General features: G+C 53.3%; 15 protein-coding genes. 7 read left to right on the top strand and 8 right to left on the bottom strand.

Features of this window, described 5'->3' with window-relative positions; genetic code table 11:
* Positions 1-25: 25 nt before the first annotated feature.
* The 6 genes from Q399_RS22085 to Q399_RS0108240 all read right to left on the bottom strand — a co-directional run bounded on the left by Q399_RS22085 (position 26) and on the right by Q399_RS0108240 (position 9,465).
* Entirely contained in the window at positions 26-223 is a 198-nt protein-coding gene (locus tag Q399_RS22085; protein WP_157836257.1) for a hypothetical protein, read from the bottom strand.
* A gap of 106 nt (positions 224-329) precedes the next feature.
* Positions 330-2,480 (bottom strand): winged helix-turn-helix domain-containing protein, encoded by a 2,151-nt coding sequence (locus tag Q399_RS0108260; RefSeq protein ID WP_031567641.1) that lies wholly within the window; start codon positions 2,478-2,480, stop codon positions 330-332.
* 24 nt (positions 2,481-2,504) lie between these two features.
* Complete coding sequence (gene mrcB, locus Q399_RS0108255; protein ID WP_031567639.1) at positions 2,505-4,742, bottom strand: penicillin-binding protein 1B; 2,238 nt, start codon at positions 4,740-4,742, stop codon at positions 2,505-2,507.
* Complete coding sequence (gene hrpB, locus Q399_RS0108250) at positions 4,739-7,213, bottom strand: ATP-dependent helicase HrpB (RefSeq protein ID WP_031567637.1); 2,475 nt, start codon at positions 7,211-7,213, stop codon at positions 4,739-4,741. Before hrpB ends, mrcB begins: the two co-directional genes overlap by 4 nt.
* Before the next feature lie 63 nt (positions 7,214-7,276).
* Positions 7,277-8,575: an aminopeptidase PepB gene (pepB, locus tag Q399_RS0108245; RefSeq protein ID WP_031567635.1), complete on the bottom strand. Its 1,299-nt coding sequence runs from the start codon at positions 8,573-8,575 to the stop codon at positions 7,277-7,279.
* An 89-nt stretch (positions 8,576-8,664) separates the two neighbouring features.
* Complete coding sequence (locus tag Q399_RS0108240) at positions 8,665-9,465, bottom strand: sulfite exporter TauE/SafE family protein (protein ID WP_031567633.1); 801 nt, start codon at positions 9,463-9,465, stop codon at positions 8,665-8,667.
* Between the two features lie 243 nt (positions 9,466-9,708).
* On the opposite strand from Q399_RS0108240, the gene dksA reads away from it, so the two are divergent.
* From dksA to pnuC, 7 genes are all read left to right on the top strand, one after another.
* Positions 9,709-10,158, top strand: coding sequence for an RNA polymerase-binding protein DksA (gene dksA, locus Q399_RS0108235; RefSeq protein WP_031567631.1), 450 nt, complete (start codon positions 9,709-9,711; stop codon positions 10,156-10,158).
* Positions 10,159-10,160: 2 nt separating this feature from the next.
* A complete protein-coding gene (gene gluQRS / locus Q399_RS0108230) occupies positions 10,161-11,054 on the top strand; it encodes a tRNA glutamyl-Q(34) synthetase GluQRS (RefSeq protein ID WP_245612855.1) in 894 nt (297 codons plus the stop codon).
* Between the two features lie 242 nt (positions 11,055-11,296).
* Positions 11,297-12,952, top strand: a complete 1,656-nt coding sequence (gene pcnB / locus Q399_RS0108225; RefSeq protein WP_245612854.1) for a polynucleotide adenylyltransferase PcnB — start codon at positions 11,297-11,299, stop codon at positions 12,950-12,952.
* On the top strand, positions 12,949-13,443 hold the full coding sequence (gene folK, locus Q399_RS0108220; RefSeq protein WP_031567628.1) for a 2-amino-4-hydroxy-6-hydroxymethyldihydropteridine diphosphokinase: 495 nt from the start codon (positions 12,949-12,951) through the stop codon (positions 13,441-13,443). The genes pcnB and folK overlap by 4 nt, the downstream gene beginning before the upstream one ends.
* Before the next feature lie 92 nt (positions 13,444-13,535).
* Positions 13,536-14,327 carry a 3-methyl-2-oxobutanoate hydroxymethyltransferase gene (panB, locus tag Q399_RS0108215; protein WP_031567627.1) on the top strand — a complete coding sequence of 264 codons (792 nt, stop codon included), beginning with the start codon at positions 13,536-13,538 and terminating at the stop codon, positions 14,325-14,327.
* Between the two features lie 15 nt (positions 14,328-14,342).
* On the top strand, positions 14,343-15,185 hold the full coding sequence (gene panC, locus Q399_RS0108210) for a pantoate--beta-alanine ligase (RefSeq protein ID WP_031567626.1): 843 nt from the start codon (positions 14,343-14,345) through the stop codon (positions 15,183-15,185).
* Positions 15,185-15,775 carry a nicotinamide riboside transporter PnuC gene (gene pnuC / locus Q399_RS0108205; protein WP_031567624.1) on the top strand — a complete coding sequence of 197 codons (591 nt, stop codon included), beginning with the start codon at positions 15,185-15,187 and terminating at the stop codon, positions 15,773-15,775. Before panC ends, pnuC begins: the two co-directional genes overlap by 1 nt.
* On the opposite strand, the gene Q399_RS0108200 is transcribed toward pnuC, so the two are convergent.
* Complete coding sequence (locus Q399_RS0108200; RefSeq protein ID WP_031567622.1) at positions 15,715-15,930, bottom strand: type II toxin-antitoxin system antitoxin; 216 nt, start codon at positions 15,928-15,930, stop codon at positions 15,715-15,717. The genes pnuC and Q399_RS0108200 overlap by 61 nt on opposite strands.
* 12 nt (positions 15,931-15,942) lie before the next feature.
* Positions 15,943-16,800 carry an SPFH domain-containing protein gene (locus tag Q399_RS0108195; RefSeq protein WP_031567620.1) on the bottom strand — a complete coding sequence of 286 codons (858 nt, stop codon included), beginning with the start codon at positions 16,798-16,800 and terminating at the stop codon, positions 15,943-15,945.
* Positions 16,801-16,929: the final 129 nt, after the last annotated feature.

Genomic DNA, 16,929 nt, shown 5'->3' with positions numbered 1-16,929 from the left:
TTAATCATTAAGCCTGCTGTTTGCATTAACTTTTTTCAATGACGCAGTAAGGCCAGTCACCGCATACCGGGCTTTGCGGTACTGGCGTTGGCTCAGACGGCTGAGTACTTTCCACAGGCTCTGGCGCTGGTTGAGGGTCGCTGACCGCAACGCCGGATAGCGATACCGAACATAGAAAAACCGTACAAAGCATTGATGAACGCAGCACATTTAAACTTTTCATAAAAATCCCTTACCAGCTTGGTTGTGTATGAAACAGCCATTGACTTTAAATACTTCAAAGAGAATTTTTTTTAGGGATTTTTGATAAAACTTTGATAAAAGTGCGTTTAAAACTTCAGCTCTGCAATATCTATATCGCCACGCTTACCATCGTCCTGATAAATAAACTTTTCATCTAAACTGACATCAAAGCGTCGACCTAAGTACTTCTGTTCAACACCTGTACTTTCAACCCGCAGAGTCTTAAGGTTAAAGCGGAAAATCTCAACTTTGTCGGGCCCGCTTGCTTTAGAAAAATAAACCCCGTTTTCGCGTAAAATAATTCTGGGGGAGAGAAACTCAAACTTAGGCATATTCATCAGTTTGATGACGTCCTGAGATTCTTTATACACGAGTTCCATATGCTGCTCGCCCGGAACATGTCTCAGATGGTAAGCACCATCCGGACTTTCCTGAAAAAAATCCCATTTATCGCTGAATACGCTAGGCGTATTTTCTGCAATATTTTGTTGCATGATCTGCCAACGCCCTTTATGCGAGAGTTTAAAGTAGACGGTCTGGCTGTCTGCGCCCCATGATGGTTCGCGGCTCTGCTGTTCAGGAGTAGTCATAGCTACAGGCACCTTGCCATCCTCAAGAAGCCATATCATTGCGTTCACCAGCACCAGGAGTTTCTTACCATCTGGAGAAAATTCAAGCACTTTAGGATACATTTGGCCGGTAAATGAGCTGATTTGTTTCTGACGTCCATCCGGGTAATAGAGCCAAACCTGTTGCCCACCAGACCTACTGGTCAGAACCGCTGCAGGCCCGTCCGGATGGGGATTCAACTGCACTATGCCTTCCGACCGTTTGGCAAATTCGACATCGTCTGCACTTTGTATTGGGTTTTCCAGCCGATTATTTACTTTACGGATACTGCTTTGCCAGAACCGTCCGATACTCGCAAATATCCGATTATCTTTACTGACTAATACGTCATGGGGAGAACTGTCCGTATTTGCAAATAATGCCGACTCACCAGATGCCAAGTCATACACTGATAACGAATTGGTGCCAGACGGATAGATAATGCCTCTACCATCAACTGTCCACGCCACATTTCCCGGATAGTTATGTTCAGGTTGAAATAACATTTTGCTGGATCTCGTTTCCATATCCAACAACCAAATCTGCCCGGTCCCTCCTGCAACATCGCGAACAAAGACAATTTTACTGCCGTCGGCAGAAAACCTGGCAGCAAAGTCTCCCAAACTGGTTTGCGGTGGTGTAGTGAGCTCCTCTCCCGGACCACCATCAGCCGGCTGAAGCTGCAAAACTATACTTTCAGTTCTGGCCAACCAATTTGGGAACACCACGTATTTACCATCAGGGGACCAGCTCATTCGGGCACCAACACTTTTCAGCCCGCACTGTGTCAAAAGTTTATCTGATTCAACATCATAGGTTTTGGCATTTAATGTCATGATACGGAGCTCGCAAAAATGCTCTCTCAGCAAATGTTGATAAACAACCCGAGTCATATCAGGGGAAAATATTGGACCTCTTAAACCGCCGGTGCTCACAGTTTTAAGAAGCTTCTTTTCCAAAGTTTGCGTATTTTGCAGGATTAATGACGAATTACCCTCAAAATCAGCAGAATGGCCGTACACCAAATACCGGCCGTCCCTGGAGACATCCGGATAAAGTTCCAATCCATCCATACTTGAAAGCGGTTCAAAGCGGCCAAAGGGGACATGTTGTTCCAGCTGGCTTTGCTGCCAATAGTGCCAACCGGTGATAATCAGCATACAACTCAGAAATGCGCCGGCGAGTAGCCACCAATGACGATGCCGGCTGCTATTTTGCTGTGCACTGACGATCGGCACATCCGTGACGGCAGCCTCTGCTTCAGTGTTCTCATCAACCAGAATCACTTCGGATACCGGAGCTATAAAGCGGAAGCCGCGCTTGGGGATTGTCTCAATGTAACGCGGCTCGCGGCTGTCATCGCCCAGCGCAACCCGCAATACCCGGATCACCCGGGAGATACGACCGTCAGAAACGTCGCGGACGCCCCAGACATCACTGAGTAACTCGTCGCGGGTGATCAGCCGTCCGGCATTGACCAGAAAATAATTCAGCGCCTTCTGACACAGATTATCCAGACTGGCAGTTTCACTGATATCGCCGGCTTCATCGATTTTGACTAATTTATCCTGTTGGGGCAGATACCACCAATCACCGACTTTTAAGTGTTGTTCTGGTTTGGCTGACATATGCTGCTCATTTATTATTAACAATTAATCGCAGGTACCACTCGACGGCATTTCAACTGAAATGACTGGCAATAACAATACATTAACGCAACTTTCTGCGACTGGCCGACCTGATAATTTTGAAATAAATTGTTTACGAACTTTATCCGGCACCGCGCGGAACAGTGAATTTGGCGGCATCCGGCTAAAATAACCGGCAAACACCGGTAAGGCGCCACTACCACCGGTCAGACCAATGGCCTGGTTATCATCGCGGCCTAACCAGACCACAATGCCGGTCTCATGATCAAAACCACTGAACCAACTGTCCCGATAATCGCTGGATGTACCGGTTTTTCCGGCAAAGCGGGTGCGTGGGAACTGTGATGTTAAAGCGGCCGCAGTGCCCTGCTGTGTCGCCTGCTGCAGGGCATATTGCAGCAGGTACAATGGCTCCTGTGCGATACGCTGTTCAGCCTTTTGTTGACGCTGATGCAGCACACGGCCTTCTGTCGTCGTGATGGCACTGACAGCAGCCAAAGGCAGATATTGGCCTTTGTTCGCAAGCGTCTGATACAACTGCGCCACTTCAAAAGGACTGAGTTCAACAGCCCCCAGCAAAGACGACGGCTGCAACGACAGCTCACGCTGCAACCCGAGCTGATGCAGATTGTCAGCCAGTTTAGGCAGACCAACCTGCATGCCAAGCCGCACAGTCGGAATATTCAGCGACTGACTAAGCGCTGTCACTATCGGCACCGGACCGCGGAATTTTTTATCATAGTTTTGCGGTTGCCAATTGCGGCTGCCGCTGCGCAAATTCATCGGTGTATCTTGCAGAATAGTGCCGAGATTAAATAGGGCCGGTTGCTGCAATGCCCCCAGATAAACCACAGGTTTGACAATACTGCCGATCTGTCGGCGCGCCGATAAAGCGCGGTTATAACCGGCATATTGCATCTGACGGCCACCGATAATGGCTTTTAATGCGCCGCGATGATAATCAGTGACCAACATTGCGCCTTCAATTTTGTCATTGAGCTGACTCAAACGGGCCGACATCGCCTGCTCGGCTGCCTGTTGCGCCATCGGGTCCAGATAAGTAAAAACCCGCAGCCCCTGCTGCAGTTGCGAGGTATCGGAGATCAGCTGACGCAATTCCTGCCGCACTTTGTCGATATAGGCCGGAAAACGGCCTTTTAAATGCTGCCCCAGCGGGATCACATCCAACGCCTGCTGTTTGGCCGCGTTGTGCTGGTCATGATTCAGAATGCCGTGTTCAGCCATTAAATCGAGAATGAGATCACGCCGGCTCAGTGCACGGTCAGCAAAGCGGCGCGGGTCATACACCGACGGGCCTTTAATAATGCCGACCAGCAAGGCGTATTCGTGCGGCTTTAGTTCTGCCAACGGTTTACCAAAATACAGCCGGCTGCCAAGCCCAAGGCCGTGCACCGGGTTGTCTTTGAACTGGCCGATAAAAATCTCGTTTAAATAGGCTTCCAGAATTTGGTCTTTGCTGTAGCGGAAATCCAGCACCAACGCGATCAGCGCTTCATTTACTTTGCGCAAATAAGTACGTTGCTGGTTGGTATACATGTTCTTCGCAAGTTGCTGCGTCAGCGTCGATCCGCCCTGCACAGTGCGACCGGCCAGCAGGTTTTGCCAGAAGGCGCGGAGAATAGATAACGGCGACACCCCGTGATGGCTATAAAACTCCCGGTCCTCTACTAACAACAAAGTTTCCCGGATCGGCTGCGGCACATCAGCTAAACGAACAAGTTCGCGGTCTTCCTGCTCGGCTGCCACCAGATGCTGTAACAATTGCGGTTCCAGCCGGGCTTTTTGCAGCGTTTTCTCACCCTGATACAGCCGCTGTACAAATTCGCCGGCGAACTCGACACTGAAACGGCGTACACCGTCGGCGCCATCCGGAAATTCAAAAGCGCGCCGCACCACATGTACAGTATTGCCACTGACATCATATTGCCCCGGGCCATTTAAGCGGTGGTCGGCGCTGTATTGCAGTCGCGACAGTTCATCGAGAAACTGCTGCTGATTTAGATGGCTACCCGGCGTCAGTTCCAGCGTGCGGCCATAGAGCTGCGCCGGCACCTGCCATTTATGGCCAGAAAATAACGTGGTGATTTTGCTGTCGAGGTAAATCAGATAAATCGACATCGCCGCCAGTAGCAGCAGGCCGAGTTTCAGGCTGAATATCAACACTGAACGCAGCAGTGGATTCATCGGCGTTTTTTTTGCCGTTTTACGTTTTGTCGTCATCGGTCCGTCGCTTTGTTCGCCATCGCTTTTTTAGTTTTGTTGGTGGGTTCAGCTTCTGCCGGGTCGTCCGGCCAATGATGTTTAGGGTAACGCCCGCGCATTTCCTTTTTCACATCCTGATAAGCATTTTGCCAGAAACTGGCGAGGTCACGCGTCACCTGCAGTGGTCGTTTCGCCGGCGACAACAAAGTGATAGTCACAGGCACAGCGCTCTGGCCGACCGTTGGCGTGGTGAGCTGGCCAAACATTTCCTGCAGCCGGATAGCTAAATGCACTTCGCCGTCCTGCTGATAATCCAGCGCAACATAAGTGCCCAATACTGAACGCCAGCTGGCCGGCAGCAGCGCATCGAGCTTTTGTTGCTGGGCATAATCCAGCCTGTCGCGCAGAATTTGCGCCAGGTTCAGCTGTTGTAGCTGCGCGAGACTACGTACATCGCCCAGATAAGGCCCAAGCCAGTCCGAAAACGTATCCTGTAGCTGCGAACGGCTTAAATCCGGCCAGTTGTGCTCTGGCTGTAACTGGCGCGCCAATGCCAGCCGCTGCTGCAACTGCAATGCTTCTTCAGACCAGCTTAAGACCTGTGCACCTTTTTTCTGCAGATAATCGAGCCAGGCCTGTCGCCGGTCATCGCTACGTATTTCATCATTACGCTGTTGCCGTTTGAGCACCAAAGCGCCGAGCCGCAGCTGTTTTTCAGCTATAAAACGGCCATTTTGTTCATCAAATTCCAGCCGGTTCTGCCAGTCTAAATCGGCTTGCCAGCTTTGGAACAACGCATCAAGCGTCCATTTCTCGGCAAGGCTTATCACCGCTTGTTGTTGCCAAAGCCGTAAATCCGCCACCACCAGCACCGCTGCGCCCTGCAGCGCATCGTCCGGCGGCAGACTGGCGCCTGTGCCATTCGCCAGCAGATAACCCTGGCCACGATTCAACGCGATCCGGTCCGGGAAGGCCCGGCTTAACAGCTCAGGCGTGAGTGCCAGAGGCAGACTGGCGCTGTGCCGGCCGTGCATCAGCTGTAACAACTGCTGGTACTGCTGCTTTGCCATGTCAGTCTGTAGCCGCAGCTGGCTGCTGAGTTCAGTCTGGGTAAAACGCCGGGTCTGTTCGATTTGAGCGGCAATGGTTGCCGCCAGGCTTGTAGCGCCGGTCTCACCTTGCTGCTCTAATTCCCGGGCATGTAATAGCATCGCCGCTAAACGCGGCTCTACCGGTAACGCCAGCATCTGCCGGCCTTTGGCGGTCAGTTGCAGCCGTTCGTCTAAAGCGCCAAGTAGCTGCAGACATTGTTCGGCGGCCTGCAGCTGTTTTGGCGGTGGCAGGTCCAGCCAGAACAAATCACTGACTTTGGCGCCCCAGCCGGCGATATCAAGCCGCAGCGCCAGTAAATCGGCCTGCAGAATATCCGGCACCGTTTGGGCCCGGCGGCGTTGCCATTTCTCAGCGGTATCCAGCCGGTAACAGACGCCTGGCATTAAACGGCCGGCGCGGCCGGCCCTTTGCGTCGCCGCCGCCTGACTGATTTGAATAGTTTCGAGTTTGCTGAAACCGAGTTTCGGCTCAAACACTGCGGCGCGGGCCTGGCCGGAATCAATGACCACACTGATGCCATCGATAGTTAAACTGGTTTCGGCGATATTGGTCGCCAGCACCACTTTGCGCTGGCCGGCTGGCGGCGCGGCGATGGCGGCTTGTTGTTCTGCTAGCGACAAACTGCCAATCAGCGCATGGACTTTGACGGATGCATCCGGCAAGCGCAGCTGTAAATAGTCGGCACACTGGTCGATTTCACGTTGACCCGGTAAAAACACCAGCAGGTTGCCATCATGTTGCGTCAGCGCCTGCAACACGATATCGCCACATTGCAGCGCCAGTGGCTGCTGAGTCGGCGCCTGATAGCGGATATCGACCGGAAAACTGCGGCCGAGGCTTTTAAGCACCGGGGCCTGTAAACGCTGACTGAGTTTGTCACTGTCGAGCGTGGCCGACATCAGCAGCAACTTAAGCTGATCGTTGAGCTGCTGCACTTCCAACGCCAGCGCGAGCGCGAGGTCGGTTTGCAGACTGCGTTCATGGAATTCGTCAAAAATCAGCAGGTCGACGTCTTCAAGCAGCGGGTCACTGAGCATTTTGCGGATCAACACGCCTTCGGTCACCACCAGCAAGCGGGTCACAGCAGATTGCTTTTGTTCCAGTCTGATTTGATAACCCACCGTCTGGCCGACAGTTTCACCCAGCTGCTGCGCCAGATAAGCGGCAATACTTTTGGCGGCCAGCCGGCGTGGTTCCAGCATGATGATTTTTTTGCCGGCAAAAGCAGACTGTTGCAATAAGTAAAGCGGCAGATATGTGGATTTACCTGCACCTGGCGGCGCAGTCAGGATCGAAACCGACTGCCGCTCCAGTTGCAGCACTAGCGCAGGCAGAATATCGGCAACCGGCAAGGCTGCAGCTGGAACAAGCGTCATAGCAGTCCGTGTCAGTAAAAGTGATATGCGGTAGCGCCAGGTTCAGCGCCACCGCAAGTCTGATTAAGCAGTTTCGCGCAGCAGCGTCTCGGCAATTAACCGGATGCCCATACCCGTTGCGCCAGCGCCCCAGAAGCCATTGGCAGTGCCCTGGAAGGCTGCGGCTAAATCAACATGCAACCAACCGGCGCCGTCATTGCCGACAAAACGGCTGAGGAAACCAGCTGCATTGCTGGCGCCACCGGTACCGCCGCCTTTGACCGGCCGGCTATTGGCAGTATCGGCATAAGCAGACGGACATTGTTGTTGGTGCCAGCGTTCCAGCGGCAATGGCCAAGCCGGTTCAGCGACTGTGCTCGCGTAGCCCAGCACCCGTTGTTGCAGGCCTTTATCCAGACCAAAAATCGCATTGTATTCCGTACCTACCGCCATCATCGCCGCGCCAGTTAAGGTCGCTGCATCAATCACCAGCGGTGCACCTGAAGCTGCTGCGATTTGCAGGCCGTCAGCCAGCACCAAACGCCCTTCTGCGTCGGTGTTGACGATTTCAACTGTCACGCCGTTTTTGTAAGTCAGGATGTCGCCCAGTTTAAATGCACGACCATTAATCAGATTTTCCGCGCAGCATAAAATCAGCTGAACGCGCTTTTGCAGGCCTTGGCTGATCGCCAGCGCCAGCGCGGCGGTAACAGTGGCGGCGCCGCCCATGTCGCACTTCATGGTCAGCATGCCTTCAGAGGCTTTAATCGAATAACCACCGCTGTCAAAAGTAATGCCTTTACCGACCAGCGCGGCTGCAACAGGTGCTTGTGAGTCAGCCGAAGGATTGTAATCCAGCACCAGGATCGCCGGAGCGCGGTCGCTGCCACGGCCTACCGCATGCACGCCAACCCAGCCTTCGCTCAGCAACGCATCGCCGCTGATCACCCGGTGTGTGACTTTACCGGCCCCGGCCACCGCACTGATAAACTCGATGGCTTCATGGCAGAGTTTTTCCGGATACAAATCTTCCGGCGCGGCATTAGTTTGTTTTTTCGCCCAGGCAAAACATTGCTGTAATGCCACCAGCTGCTTCACTGTGCTTTCGTCACCGGTCCAGTGCACGCCGCCTAACTTTTTCGCACTGCAGAAGCCCTGATAAAAGGCCCATTGTTTGTCCAGCGTCCAGCCATCGCCAGCCAGTTGCAGAGTCTGTACACCGAGTCCATCTAAAGTACGGCCGGCTTTTTGAATTTGCCGCAGCGTGTCATTACCACTTTGATGGATTTGATAACCATCGGCAGTTGGTGTTAACAGCGGGTTTTTACCAAAACGGACGTCAGCAGCAGCGCTGCTTAATTGAATTTGCAACAGTTCAGCCATAACAAAACCTTTTAATCGGGACAAATACCACAATGGGCCGAGTGTATCACAGCGCAGCAAAGACAGGACAGCCACGCGGACCGCAACTGTTAATGGCTCAGAATGCTATGCAGCATTTTTGCACTCAGGCCAATCAGCAACAGCGCAAAGATTTTCTTTAAAGTCGCCACCGGCAGACGATGCGCCAGTTTTGCGCCGAGCGGCGCAGTAAAAAAGCTGACAGCCGAAATCAATAACACTGCCGGCAAATAGATATAACCCAGGCTAAATGGCGGCAAACCAACTTGATCCCAGCCCGCCACGGCATAACCAATGCTGCCACTCAGCGCAATCGGCAAGCCAATCGCAGCAGAAGTGCCAATCGCCTGTTGCACCCGCACATTACACCAGGTCAGAAATGGCACGGTCAGCGAACCACCACCAATCGCAACCAATGCAGAAATACTGCCGATGCCGATACCAGTCGCAGTCATGCCAACAGCCCCAGGTAAGTGCCGGCTTGGTTTGGGTTTGATATTCAGCAGCATCTGCAGCGCGACATAAGCCATAAAGACACTGAAAAAAATCGCCAGCGGTAAAGCGCTGACGCGCGCTGCAATAAAAGTGGCGCCAAAAGTGCCGACTACTATGCCGGCGCTCATCAGCCGCACCACCGGCCACAACACCGCCTGATGTTGCTGGTGGGTGCGGGTACTGGCGATACTGGTCAGAATAATAGAGGCCATCGACGTTGCGAGCGCAATGTGCACCACCTGTTCAGGCAGAAAATTCAGTGACATAAACAAGGTCGTCAGTACCGGCACCATAATAGCGCCGCCACCCACGCCGAGCAGACCGGCGACAAAACCGACGACTGCGCCCAATAATAAAAATGCCCACCAAATTTCCATCTTGTCCTCAATCTCCTGTTATTTACTTCATTTTCTGCTATTGTGCCGGCCCTTTTCCGCGCATGTAACGGAAAACGGTGAAAATTGCCACGGTTTGCTGAGAAAAACAGCAGAACCGGATGACGGTTCTGTGGTCTCTCTGTATACTTCCGCGGCTTTTTTTAATGTGATTGCGATGGTGCCGATATTCTGCTATCAATAGCCGCCATCTTTTTGCTTGGCACTGTTATACAGGAGACTACCATGCCAGAAGGCAAAACTACCAAATCTCTCGGCCTGTTGGCCATGGCTGGCGTGCTGCCTTATCAGGAAGCGCCGGGCGAAGAGTATATGAATCCGAAGCAGCTGGAACATTTCCGCAAAATCCTCGACGCCTGGCGTCAACAGCTGCGTGAAGAAGTGGACCGCACTAAAAACCACATGGCCGACGAAGCTGCAAACTTCCCGGATCCAGTGGACCGCGCAGCACAGGAAGAAGAATTCAGCCTGGAACTGCGTGCCCGCGACCGCGAGCGCAAACTACTGAAAAAGATTGAAAAAACCCTGCAGAAAATCGAAGACGAAGACTTTGGTTACTGCGATACCTGCGGCATCGAAATCGGTATCAAACGTCTGGAAGCCCGTCCAACGGCTGACCAGTGTATCGATTGTAAGACGCTGGCAGAGATCAAGGAAAAACAACTCGGCGGTTAATGATGACCGTCGGATTCTCCTGTGTCAGGGGCCGGTTTGCGCCATCGCCATCCGGCCCTTTGCATTTCGGCTCATTAGTAGCCGCGCTCGGCAGTTATCTGCACGCAAAATCACAAGGCGGCCAGTGGCTGGTCCGCATTGAAGATATCGACTCCCCCCGCACTGTGCCCGGCGCTGACAGCGACATTTTGCGCACGCTGGAACAATTTGGTCTCTATTGGGACGACAGCGTGGTCTGGCAAAGCCAACGAATTGATTTATATCAGGATTATTTCGAAAAGTTTCGGCAACAGTTGTACGGCTGTCAGTGTAACCGCGCCCGGATTGCTGCTTTAGGCGGCATTTATGATGGCCACTGCCGAAGCCTCGGTTTGGCAGCCGATGCAGGCCCACTCGCCTGGCGTCTGAAAAGCGCAGGGGTCAACACTGAATTTCTCGATTTGTTCCGCGGCACACAGCAAATCCCTACCGCGCTTGCCGGGGAAGATTACATCATCAAACGCCGCGATGGCCTGTTTGCGTATCAATGGGTGGTGGTGATTGATGACGTCGAGCAACGTATCAGCGAAGTGATCCGCGGCGCCGACCTGTTACAGATGACCCCGCGTCAACAGGCACTATGCCGCACTTTTGACGCCCAGGTGCCGGTATATGGCCATTTACCACTGGCTGTCACAGCGCCTGGTCACAAACTCAGCAAACAAAATCATGCTACTGATATTCGCCATTTTGCCCCGGCACAATCGCTGACGGCCGCGCTACGGTTTTTAGGCCAGCAGTTGCCACCTGATGCAGAGCTGCTACCTGTCACAGAGTTGTTGAAGTTTGCGCTGCAGCACTGGCAAGCGGCCGCTGTGCCAACTCAGCCCGAAATTCAAATCAACAGTTTTAACTGAGCGGGTTCAGATTGCCGGCAGATTGCTGGCTGATTACCGGCGGCACTGGTATTTTCATTCATTTTTTCGACAGCCTGCGTTATCATACCGGCAATTTTTTCCGCCTGTCAGGTGACTGGCCGCCGGCCGCATTGAAGTCTGTCTGTTACCGGAATGCGCTGCCAACAAGTGCCGCATTAATGCGCCGCCAAAACTCACCACACAACACTGTTCTTTCAAGGAGAAAGGCCATTATTTCCAGAGTGTTAGATTTTTGCCGCAAGCTCACCGGCAAAAAAGCCAAAGCCATCACCGAAGCTGTGGTGGAACAAACCGACAGTCAGCAACCAGCTGCAGCTGCACCGGAACGCCGGCCACGCCGCACTAATGTTGAGTATCAGCGCAACGACAATGGCCGTCCGGGCCGGCCGCCACGTGAACGTTTTGAACGTAACAAAGACTCGTCGTATCAGGGCGACCGTTCGCGCCATGATTCACACCGCGACACACAGCGAGACACGCCAAGGCCACGTCGTGATACCAGCAATCTTGGCCCTAAACTGAACCCTGACCATCAATCGGCGATTTTACCGGCGCTGCGCGTCATCCCACGCGACCAGCACAATATCTCACGTAAAGATATCAGCCCGAATGCACTCAAAGTGCTGTACCGCTTAAACGACGCCGGTTTTGAAGCCTATTTGGTCGGCGGCTGTATCCGCGATTTGTTACTCGGCCTTATTCCAAAAGATTTTGACGTCGTTACCAACGCCACACCAGACGAAGTGCGCGCCGTATTTAAAAACTGCCGGCTGATTGGCCGGCGCTTCCGCCTGGCCCATGTGGTGTTTGGCCGTGAAGTGATTGAAGTGGCGACCTTCCGCGGTCACCACAGCGGTGGCGAAGAAGAAGAAAACATCCCGGCCGGCGTACGGTCTGATCATGGCCAAATCCTGCGCGACAACGTCTACGGCACTATCGAAGAAGACGCTGAGCGCCGCGATTTCAGCATCAATGCGCTGTATTACTCAGTGCGTGATTTTGCTATCTACGATTTTGCCAACGGCGTAGAAGCCATCCAGCAGCGCAAAATTGAATTGATTGGCGACCCGGAAACCCGTTACCGCGAAGATCCGGTGCGCATTCTGCGCGCCATCCGCTTTGCCACCAAACTGAATATGGATCTGGCACCTGCCACTGCTGCATTAATCCCGGAACTTGCGGTCTTGCTGAAAAATATCCCGGCGGCGCGGTTATTTGACGAATCGCTGAAGCTGCTGATGGCTGGCAAAGCGTTTGACAACTTTGTGATGATGCGTGACCTCGGTATTCTGAAACAGTTGCTGCCACAAGTGCACAAAGTGCTGAAACAAGATAGCGAAGGCAAAGTGTTTCACCTTATTACCAACGCGCTGCAAGACACCGACGAGCGTGTCGCTCAGGATAAGCCGGTCACGCCGGCGTTTATTTACGCGGCGTTGTTGTGGTATCCGGTAGAGCTGCGGATGCAGACCCTGCTGATTGAAAGTGGCCTCAATGACATCGACGCGTTGAATATCGCCATGACCGAAGTGCTGGACGATCTGGTCCGCACTATCGGCATTCCAAAACGTTTTACGCTGGTCGTACGCGACTTATGGTCGCTGCAGGGCCGCCTGAGCAAACGGGCCGGCCGGCGCGCCTTTAAACTGATGGAGTTGCCAAAATTCCGCGGTGCTTTTGATTTTATGCAACTGCGCGCCAAAGCCGAAGGCGGTCAGCTGGCCGAACTGGCGTTATGGTGGCAGCAGTTTGTCAACGCCGATGACGCTGAGCGCGAAGAACTGGTGCTGGATTTGGGCAAAGAAGGCATTGAACCGCGCAAGCCACGGCGTAAACGCAAACCCGTGCGACGTAAACCGGCGGCAGATCAGGCATGATCCGGGTGTATCTCGGCCTTGGCGCTAACCTCGACGCACCGCTTTTGCAGCTGCAGCAAGCGGTGAACGCTTTGATGCAGTTACCGCAAAGCCAGCTTGCCGCCGTCAGTAGCTTCTACGGCTCCAAGCCTATGGGGCCGCAGGACCAGCCGGATTATGTCAACGCGGTGGCGGCGCTGGATACGCACTTAGCGCCGGAAGCCTTACTGGACGAATTACAGCGCATTGAGCTGGAACAGGGCCGGCAACGTAAAGATGAACGCTGGGGCCCACGCACGCTGGATTTGGATATCCTGCTGTATGGCGAAGAAATTCTCGCAACACCACGGCTGACAGTGCCGCATTATGGCCTGCACCAACGTGAGTTTGTCGTCTACCCTTTGCTGGAACTGGCACCGGCACTGCAGATCCCAGGCATCGGTGCGCTGGCAGAGATTGCTTTGCAAGTACCGCGTAACGGTCTGACAATTCTGGCGGCGCCACAAGTCTGAGCTCTGGCGTTTTTGCGCCACCTGAAGCTTGCAGCGCTTGGCTTAATATGCCATCTTGCGCGCGGATTTTCTAATGGTCGGATGAGAACATCATGGCAAAAATTACCACGGCAACTTTGCTGAAACTGAAACAGCAAGGTGAAAAAATCACCATGCTGACGGCGTACGACGCCAGCTTTGCCAAATTGTTCGCTGACAGTGGCGTCGAGACTTTATTGGTCGGCGACTCGCTGGGGATGGTGCTGCAAGGGCAACCTGATACCCTGCCCGTCACCGTTGAACAAATTGCCTATCACACCCGCTGTGTACGCGCTGGTGCGCCACAGGCCTTTATCATCGCCGATATGCCTTTTATGAGCTACGCGACTATGGAGCAGGCCTTTGCCAACGTCACCCCGATGATGCAGGCCGGCGCCAATATGGTCAAAATGGAAGGCGGCGAATTTCTGTTACCCACCATCAAAGCTTTAACCGAACGCGGTGTGCCGGTCTGCGGACACATTGGTCTGACCCCGCAATCTGTACACGTGTTTGGTGGTTTTAAAGTGCAGGGCCGCGACGATGCCGCTGCAGAGCATATCCTGCAGCAGGCGATTGCGCTGGAGCAGGCCGGTTGTCAGCTGTTAGTGGTCGAATGTATCCCAACTTTATTAGCTGAGCGCATCAGCAAAGCGCTGCGTATTCCGGTCATCGGCATCGGCGCCGGTGTCGTCACCGACGGTCAGGTATTGGTGATGCATGATTTACTGGGGATCAGCAGCGGTTATATTCCGAAGTTCTCGAAAAATTTCCTGCAGGAAACCGGTGATATCAAAAAAGCCATCAGTAAATTTGTCGCGGATGTGAAAAGTGCGGCCTTTCCTGGCCCTGAGCATAGTTTCTGATACGGGAGCCTTCTGATGCTGGTGATCTCTGATATTAAAGTATTACGCGCGACGGTTCGGGCCTGGCGTCAGGCCGGCCAGACCGTGGCTTTTGTGCCAACCATGGGAAATCTGCATTCCGGTCATTTTAAGCTGGTCGATGAAGCGCGCCAGCGCGCCGACCGCGTTATTGTGTCGATTTTTGTCAATCCGATGCAATTTGGTGCCAATGAAGATTTGGCCAGTTATCCGCGCACTTTGACTGAAGACTGCGCCGGTTTGACTGAACATCAGGCCGATGCCGTATTTACGCCAACGCCGGAGCTGATGTATCCGCGTGGTCTGGATGTACAAACTGCGGTTGAAGTACCTAAAGTAGGCGATAAGCATTGTGGTGCGAGCCGACCCGGCCATTTCCGCGGCGTCGCCACTATCGTCAGCAAACTGTTTAACCTGGTGCAGCCCGACTTAGCGCTGTTCGGCAAAAAGGACTACCAGCAACTGGCGGTGATCCGTCAGCTCACGACCGATTTGTCGTTCCCGATTGAAATCATCGGCATCGACACCGAACGCGCCGCAGATGGCCTGGCGCTCAGTTCACGCAATGGTTATTTATCCACTGAAGCCCGCGCTAAAGCGCCACTGATTTATCAGCAACTACAATGGCTGCGCCAGCAAATCAGCCATGGTTTTGCCGACTTCCGCGCACTGGAACAACAAGTTGCCGACACGTTGAGCCAGGCAGGGTTCCGGCCGGATTATATTCATATCTGCGATCGCCAGACACTGGAGCTGGCAGACAGCAACAGCAAACCTTTAGTGATTTTGCTGGCCGCTTTTTTGGGCACTACGCGCCTGATTGATAATCTGGAAGTCTGATGCCATCGGCCCTGGAGCTCGCTGCCAACCTGCTGGTCGCAAGCTCCATCTGGCTGGCCGCCCGCAACTCGGCGCTGACCTGGTGGGCGACTATCGCCGGATGTGCTTTGTTTGGTGTGCTGTGTTATCAGCATCAGCTTTATGCCGACGTCGTTCTTCAGTTATTTTTCATCGCGGCCGCAGTCTGGGGCCTGTTCAGCTGGCGGGGTGCACAGGCCTTGCCGATCCGGCAATTACCTAGCCGATGTTTACTACCCTATCTTACCGCAGCGTTAGTCATAGCCGCGCTCTATGGCGCGCTGTTACATTTCTGGACTGACGCTTATGCGCCGTTTTGGGATAGTCTGGTGCTGACACTCAGCGTGTTGGCGCAGTTGCTGCTCATTCGGCGTTACCTGCAAAACTGGTGGTGTTGGTTACTGGTCAACAGCATTGCCATCCCGTTGTATTATCACCGCGGTCTGGAACTGACCGCGGCGTTTTATGCGTTGTATTGGCTGAATGCTGCTTATGGCTTGTGGCAATGGCGTCAGTGGTTGTCGCCGCCGGCAGGATCTGCCGGCTCTTCTGTGGATAAATCTGTCGGCTGAAGCGTTATCCGTTTGACGCGGCCAGCTTTAACCAGCGCATCCCGCAGCAAAAACTCAATCTGACCATTGACGCTGCGAAACTCATCATCCGCCCAGTGTTGCAGCGCCTGCAACATCTGCTCATCGATGCGCAGCGCAAAAGCTTTTTTAGCCACGGCTCACCTTTTTTAAGAATAAATAGTTCCGGTATTAATCACCGGTGACACACTGTGGTCACCACAGAGTACCACCAGCAGATTACTGACCATCGCCGCTTTGCGTTCCTCATCGAGCTGCACCACATCTTTTTCCGACAAACGCTGCAGCGCCATTTCGACCATACCAACCGCGCCTTCAACAATCTGCTGACGCGCCATCACCACAGCCCGCGCTTGCTGACGCTGCAACATGGCACTGGCGATCTCCTGTGCATAAGCCAGGTGGCTGATCCGCGCTTCAATCACTTCCACGCCGGCTTTATGTAAACGGTTTTGGATTTCGGTACGCAGCAAATCAGTAATGTCAGTGCCACTGCTGCGCAGGCTGATATCGTGCTCTTTCTCTGCTTCGTACGGATAACTCGACGCTAAATAACGAATGGCGGCTTCGCTCTGAATGCTGACAAAGTTCTCGTAGTCTTCCACTTCAAACACCGCTTCGGCGCTGTCGACCACTTTCCACACCACCACAGCGGCGATATCCACCGGGTTACCGGCATGGTCGTTGACCTTTAACTTACTGCTCTCAAAGTTTCGTACCCGCAGGCTGACTTTTTGTTTGCTGTAAAACGGATTGGCCCAGCGCAGGCCGTTTTCAAAGTCAGTGCCGACATAACGGCCAAACAACTGCAGCACCGCCGACTGATTCGGCTGCACCATATAAAAGCCAAACCAACAGATAAACACCACAATCCCGCCCAGCAATGCCAACACTTTTAACAGCGGCGGCATGGTCAGGACCAATGCCACAGACGCAATCTGCAGTACGAGCAACACAAACAAAGTAGTAAAACCGGATTTGGCCTGCGCTCGGGTTTCTTTCAGCATAACTCACCTCAATGTGATATCAATTTAATATCACAATAGATCGCATTGGATCAGAGTGCAAGCAAATTGTCGGATTTTTCGGCGCTTAAAACGACAAAACCGCCGGGAGGCGGTTTTGTCGTTTTTCGA

It is taken from the genome of Rheinheimera texasensis DSM 17496, assembly GCF_000711985.1.
Classification (GTDB): Bacteria; Pseudomonadota; Gammaproteobacteria; order Enterobacterales; family Alteromonadaceae; genus Pararheinheimera; species Pararheinheimera texasensis.
This window is presented reverse-complemented; position numbering and strand designations above follow the sequence as displayed.